Annotated in this window: 10 protein-coding genes and 1 pseudogene; 6 read left to right on the top strand and 5 right to left on the bottom strand. The window is 69.4% G+C overall.

Annotated features, from left to right (window positions below):
- The 4 genes from AX685_RS20955 to AX685_RS07700 all read right to left on the bottom strand — a co-directional run.
- Nucleotides 1–157, bottom strand: a 157-nt coding sequence (locus AX685_RS20955; RefSeq protein ID WP_197418526.1) for a peptidogalycan biosysnthesis protein, incomplete at its 3' end; no start/stop codon positions are given.
- A gap of 31 nt (nt 158–188) precedes the next feature.
- The gene (locus tag AX685_RS07710; RefSeq protein ID WP_066487216.1) at nt 189–659 is read right to left on the bottom strand and encodes a RidA family protein; all 471 of its coding nucleotides are present in this window, start codon (nt 657–659) and stop codon (nt 189–191) included.
- Between the two features lie 31 nt (nt 660–690).
- A complete protein-coding gene (locus tag AX685_RS07705; protein ID WP_066487214.1) occupies nt 691–1,329 on the bottom strand; it encodes a hypothetical protein in 639 nt (212 codons plus the stop codon).
- Nucleotides 1,326–1,604: a DUF3572 domain-containing protein gene (locus AX685_RS07700; RefSeq protein ID WP_066487213.1), complete on the bottom strand. Its 279-nt coding sequence runs from the start codon at nt 1,602–1,604 to the stop codon at nt 1,326–1,328. Before AX685_RS07700 ends, AX685_RS07705 begins: the two co-directional genes overlap by 4 nt.
- 34 nt (nt 1,605–1,638) lie before the next feature.
- Between AX685_RS07700 and AX685_RS07695 the strand changes: the two genes are divergently transcribed.
- The gene (locus AX685_RS07695) at nt 1,639–2,001 is read left to right on the top strand and encodes a response regulator (protein ID WP_066487212.1); all 363 of its coding nucleotides are present in this window, start codon (nt 1,639–1,641) and stop codon (nt 1,999–2,001) included.
- 106 nt (nt 2,002–2,107) lie between these two features.
- Here the strand turns inward: AX685_RS07695 and rpmG are convergent, their stop codons facing one another.
- Nucleotides 2,108–2,275, bottom strand: coding sequence for a 50S ribosomal protein L33 (gene rpmG, locus AX685_RS07690; RefSeq protein ID WP_028967260.1), 168 nt, complete (start codon nt 2,273–2,275; stop codon nt 2,108–2,110).
- Nucleotides 2,276–2,436: 161 nt separating this feature from the next.
- On the opposite strand from rpmG, the gene AX685_RS07685 reads away from it, so the two are divergent.
- The 5 genes and pseudogenes from AX685_RS07685 to AX685_RS07665 all read left to right on the top strand — a co-directional run.
- Nucleotides 2,437–2,745, top strand: coding sequence for a hypothetical protein (locus AX685_RS07685; RefSeq protein WP_066487211.1), 309 nt, complete (start codon nt 2,437–2,439; stop codon nt 2,743–2,745).
- A gap of 22 nt (nt 2,746–2,767) precedes the next feature.
- Entirely contained in the window at nt 2,768–3,322 is a 555-nt protein-coding gene (locus AX685_RS07680) for a TMEM165/GDT1 family protein (protein WP_231738688.1), read from the top strand.
- 82 nt (nt 3,323–3,404) lie between these two features.
- A complete protein-coding gene (locus tag AX685_RS07675) occupies nt 3,405–3,914 on the top strand; it encodes a Dps family protein (RefSeq protein ID WP_066487207.1) in 510 nt (169 codons plus the stop codon).
- A 30-nt stretch (nt 3,915–3,944) separates the two neighbouring features.
- Nucleotides 3,945–4,130 carry a DUF1328 domain-containing protein gene (locus AX685_RS07670; RefSeq protein WP_066487204.1) on the top strand — a complete coding sequence of 62 codons (186 nt, stop codon included), beginning with the start codon at nt 3,945–3,947 and terminating at the stop codon, nt 4,128–4,130.
- Nucleotides 4,131–4,338: 208 nt separating this feature from the next.
- Nucleotides 4,339–4,617 (top strand): annotated as a pseudogene (locus tag AX685_RS07665) (cisplatin damage response ATP-dependent DNA ligase); the annotation flags it as partial.

Here is a 4,617-nt window from a genome sequence, read left to right as displayed (position 1 = left end):
GTTGCCACCCGCTGCGCCCGCCGACGCTGCCCGACCGTTCCAGCGCGGTCAGGAAGGCGTGGCCGACGAACGGGTTGGCGGGGCCGGCGCACGCATCCCACTGGTCCGCGGGGATGGCGGCGACGCCGTCGGCGATTCGCGCGGTAAGCGGGGTCATCGCACCCGATGTAGGAGGCGCCGCGCCGCGATCACAGGGCGGCGGCGACCTCGACGATCGCGTCGACCTCCACCGCCGCGCCCAGCGGCAGCACCGCGACGCCCACCGCGGAGCGCGCATGTTTGCCCGCGTCGCCGAACAGCTTGACCATCAGCTCCGACGCGCCGTTCGCCACCTTGGGCTGGTCGGTGAAGTCGGGGGTCGAATTGACGAACACCCCCAGCTTCACGATGCGCACGACGCGCTCCAGGTTGCCGATATGCGCCTTGATCTGCGCGACCAGCATCAGCGCGCAGCGCTGCGCCGCGTCCTGCCCGGCTTCCAGCGACACGTCGTCGCCCAGCCGCCCGGTAACGACCGCGCCGTCGCGGAACGGCAGCTGGCCGGAAATGTGGAGCAGCCCGCCCGCCTCGACGACGGGGACATAGGCGGCGACGGGGGCCGCGGCCTGCGGCAGTTCCAGCCCCAGTTCCTGGAGCGTGCGGTCGATGCGATCGGTCATGCGCGCTGCTTGCGGCGACGCATGCCCGCGGTCAAGCCGCTCTCGCGTCCGCCCCTTCGGCGAAGCGGTCCGCGATCCATTCGCGCGCCTGCCGCCAGTCGTCGATCCGCGCGTGTGCGGCGGGCGCGGCGGGGACGCCCGGCGCCAGTTCGGGTTCGGACACCATGTGCAGCCGCCATACGCCTGGGGCGTGCTCGGCGACCGACTGGTGATGGTGCGGCAAATCGTCGACGAACACCGTCACCGGATCGCCGTGCTCGGCGACCAGCTGCGCCACCGGCGCGCCCTTGCCGCCCTGGTTGCATTCGACGCGATGCTCGATCCCGAACGCGGCCAACTGCTCGATGCGATGGGTGCGGCAATCGTCCTGCAGGTTGGTGAGGATGACGATGTCCGCCCGCTCCGCCAGCCAGGCAAGCGATTCGCGCGCGTGGGGCACCAGCGTCTGGCGCGCCATCTGTTCGGGAAAGAATCCGCCCAGGAAGCCGAGCATCTCCTGCTGCGTCAGCGGCGGGCCGTCGCCGCGGCGCTTCATGTTCTTTGCCAATTCCCAGCTGCCGATCGAGAAATCGACGTCATGCGCCTCGCCCAGCCAGTCGGAAAAGTGCCGCAGCATGTGCAGCAGCACCTCGTCGCAGTCGCAGATCAACAGCGGACGGGAATCCGTCATGCCGCCCGCTCCAGCGCCGCGCGCGCCGCGACCAGCCGTGCGGGCGTCGTGCCGGTCGCCTCGGCACAGGCGACGAGGTCCGGTTCATGCGCCTCCAGGAACGCCAGCACCGCCGCCAGTACCGCCGGCTCCCCCAGCCGCGCGCGCAGGTCGCCCGGGGTCAGCCCGGTCAGCGACACCAGCCGCGCGGCGCGATCGTCGTCGCCCAGCGTCCAGCCGAGCGCCCCCAATGCCAGTGTCGAAGCGTCGTTCGGATTTGTGTCGGTCGAAACCATTCTCTATCGTCGCGCCGGAGGAGACCGATCCCGCGTGGCAAAAACCGTGCTCGTTGTCGAGGACAACGAACTGAACCTGAAGCTGTTCTGCGACCTGCTGCGCGCGCACGGCTTCGCGGTCGAGCCGGTGCGCGACGGGCGCGAGGCGGTGGAGCGCGCGCGCGAGGTGACGCCCGAGCTGATCGTCATGGACATCCAGATGCCGCACGTCACCGGCTATGAACTGATCCTGGAGCTGAAGCAGGACGAGGCGCTGCGCCATATCCCGATCATGGCGGTCACCGCTTATGCCGGGCGCGAGGACGAGGAGCGGATCCGCGCCGCCGGCGCCAATGCCTATGTGTCGAAACCGATCACGCTGGCGCGGTTCATGGCGGCGGTCAGCGAGCTGGTCTGACCGGACGCACGCGCGCGGGACGGCAGACGCACGAAAAGAGCCGCTGGCGGCGCGCCTGCGGCTCCCCGGGCGGGTGATCGACGAGCCGCCTACGCGACTCGTTCGGTCACTTGATCTTGGCTTCCTTGAACTCGACGTGCTTGCGCACGACCGGGTCGTACTTGTTGAAGCTCAGCTTCTCGGTCTTGGTGCGCGGATTCTTCTTGGTGACGTAGAAGAAGCCGGTGTCCGCGGTGCTGACGAGCTTGATCTTGACGGTGGTCGGCTTGGCCATGACCAATTCCTAAGCGAATGAACGAAAAATAGCGGCGAAGGCACCTCCGCCGCGACAGACGCGGGCGATTGGCGCAACTGCGCGCGCAAGTCAAGCGCCGCCCCGCGATTAAGCCCGCCGTAACCGGTCTGTGCGACGCTGTGCATCAAGGAGCAGGACCGATGCAAGCCACTGATATCACGGATGTGAAGGCCGAACTGTCGCACCGGATCGCGGCGATCGAATGGCGCGGCGGGCCGGCGCGAATCGCGGGCGACGTCGATCGCATCCGCGCGATCGCGCACCGCCACCATATGCTGCCGGCGGTCACCGTGGCGCATCTGCTCGAATCGGCGCTGGCGCGCGGGGAACGCGGCGCGCTGGTCCACCACTGGCTAGCGCTGCTGGCCGAGGCGGTGGCCAGCGACCGGCAGGACGAGGCCGCCTCGCGCGCCTTCGCCGCCGCCTGCACGGTCCGCTTCGCGCACTGATCCGCGCGGCATGGATGCGCTGATGGCGGCGCTGGTGCTGGGGGCGATCACCCAGGCCGGTGACCGGACCCCGTGGCTCGCCGCGATCCTGGCCGATCGCTGGCGCACGCCCGCGCTGGTCGTCGCGGCCGCCGCCGTCGCGCTCGCCGCCAATTACGCGATCGGGGTCGCCGCCGGGCTGGCGGTCGGGCCGCTGCTGACGCCGGAGGCGCGGCTGCTGCTGCTGGCCCTCGCGCTGCTGTTCGCCGGGCTGGGGACCGGGTGGCGGCATCGCCGGCCCGACGATCTGGCGGGCTGGCGGATCGGCCGCGTCGCCACCGCGCTGCTGGGGCTGTTCGTGATGGTGCTGGGCGACCGGATGCAGTTCGTCGCCGCCGCGCTGGGCGCGCGCAGCGTGTTGCCCTGGGCGGCGGCGGTCGGCGCGACGATCGGCGCGCTGGCGGTGGTCGCCGCGGCGGCGGCGATGGGCGAGGCGGCGTGGCAGCGGCTGCCGCACCGCGCGATCCGGCTGGGCAGCGCGGCGGTGCTGACCGTCGCGGGCGTGATCACCGGCCTGACGGCGGTGTCGCTTATATAAGCGCCCGCTTACCCTGAACGAGATTCTTGCCGGAGCCATTCGCCGCGCGCGTCGTTACAGCAGCGATACCAATTCACGCTGCATGGAGCCGATCGTGGCAGAGACCAACCCCGCCCTGAAGACCCCGACCGATCTGGCGCGCAACGACACGCGCACCGTCGCTGACACGCTGAACGCCGCCCTGGCGGATTGCTACGCGCTGTACCTGAAGACCAAGAACTTCCACTGGCACGTGTCCGGCCCGCATTTCCGCGACTATCACCTGCTGATGGACGATCAGGCGGCGCAGATCCTGGCGGTGACGGATGCCATTGCTGAGCGCGTGCGGAAGACCGGCAACACCACGCTGCGCTCGATCGGCGACATTTCGCGCCGCCAGTCGATCGTCGACAACGATCGCGAATTCGTCGGCCCGGCCGATATGCTGGCGGAACTGCGCGACGACAACCTCAAGCTGGTCGAACGCTTCCGCGAGGTGAAGGACGCCGCCGAGGAAGCCAAGGACAATGCCACCAGCGGCATCGTCGACGAATGGACCGACCAGGCCGAGGAGCGCGCCTGGTTCCTGTTCGAGGCCAGCCGCAAGGGCTGATCCCCACCCCCTGTCTGACGGAGCGTCGCCATGCTGAAATGGGCTTTCATCTTCCTCATCGTCGGGCTGGTGCTGGGTGCGCTCGGCTTCGGCGGCATCGGCGGCGCATTCGTCGGGATCGCCAAGATCCTGTTCTTCATCGCGATCGCGCTGTTCGTCATCTTCCTCGTGCTGGGGCTGATGGCGGGCAAGGCGGTGAAGGACGCGATCGATTGAGGGGGCAGGGGGCAAGGTGTTTGGCTCCCCCTTTCCCTTCGCCCCGAGGAGCCATGGAGCGTGTCGAAACGGCGTCTCGAAGGGCCGTTGGCGTAATTCCTCGAGACGAGGCTTCCACAGCTCAGCCTCTCCTCGGCACGAACGGCTTTCGCGCTGGACGTCACCACCCCGCGGGAGCGCGATCGGTCGATGATGCGTTGCGCATGACATGCACGCCTTCGCCGCGCTCCTCGATGCCCTGATCTACACCCGCTCGCGCAATGCGAAGCTCAAGTTGATCGGCGACTATCTGCGCGCCACCCCCGATCCCGATCGCGGCTGGGCGCTGGCAGCGCTGACCGGGGAGATCGACATACCTGGGGTGAAGCCCGCGGTGGTCCGCGCGCTGATCGAGGCGCGGGTCGATCCGGTGCTGTTCCGCATGAGCCGCGACTATGTCGGCGACACTGCCGAGACGGTCGCGCTTCTGTGGCCCGAACCGGCGGGG

Source organism: Sphingomonas sp. CCH9-F2 (assembly GCF_001556735.1).
Lineage (GTDB): Bacteria > Pseudomonadota > Alphaproteobacteria > Sphingomonadales > Sphingomonadaceae > Sphingomonas > Sphingomonas ginsenosidimutans.
This window is presented reverse-complemented; position numbering and strand designations above follow the sequence as displayed.

Excerpts from the sequence above, each read along its gene's own strand:
- AX685_RS07670 (WP_066487204.1), top strand. The coding sequence starts at position 3,945 with ATGCTGAAATGGGCTTTCATCTTCCTCATCGTCGGGCTGGTGCTGGGT.
- rpmG (WP_028967260.1), bottom strand. The coding sequence starts at position 2,275 with ATGGCCAAGCCGACCACCGTCAAGATCAAGCTCGTCAGCACCGCGGAC.
- AX685_RS07705 (WP_066487214.1), bottom strand. The coding sequence starts at position 1,329 with ATGACGGATTCCCGTCCGCTGTTGATCTGCGACTGCGACGAGGTGCTG.
- AX685_RS07675 (WP_066487207.1), top strand. The coding sequence starts at position 3,405 with ATGGAGCCGATCGTGGCAGAGACCAACCCCGCCCTGAAGACCCCGACC.
- AX685_RS07700 (WP_066487213.1), bottom strand. The coding sequence starts at position 1,604 with ATGGTTTCGACCGACACAAATCCGAACGACGCTTCGACACTGGCATTG.
- AX685_RS07685 (WP_066487211.1), top strand. The coding sequence starts at position 2,437 with ATGCAAGCCACTGATATCACGGATGTGAAGGCCGAACTGTCGCACCGG.
- AX685_RS07710 (WP_066487216.1), bottom strand. The coding sequence starts at position 659 with ATGACCGATCGCATCGACCGCACGCTCCAGGAACTGGGGCTGGAACTG.
- AX685_RS07680 (WP_231738688.1), top strand. The coding sequence starts at position 2,768 with ATGGCGGCGCTGGTGCTGGGGGCGATCACCCAGGCCGGTGACCGGACC.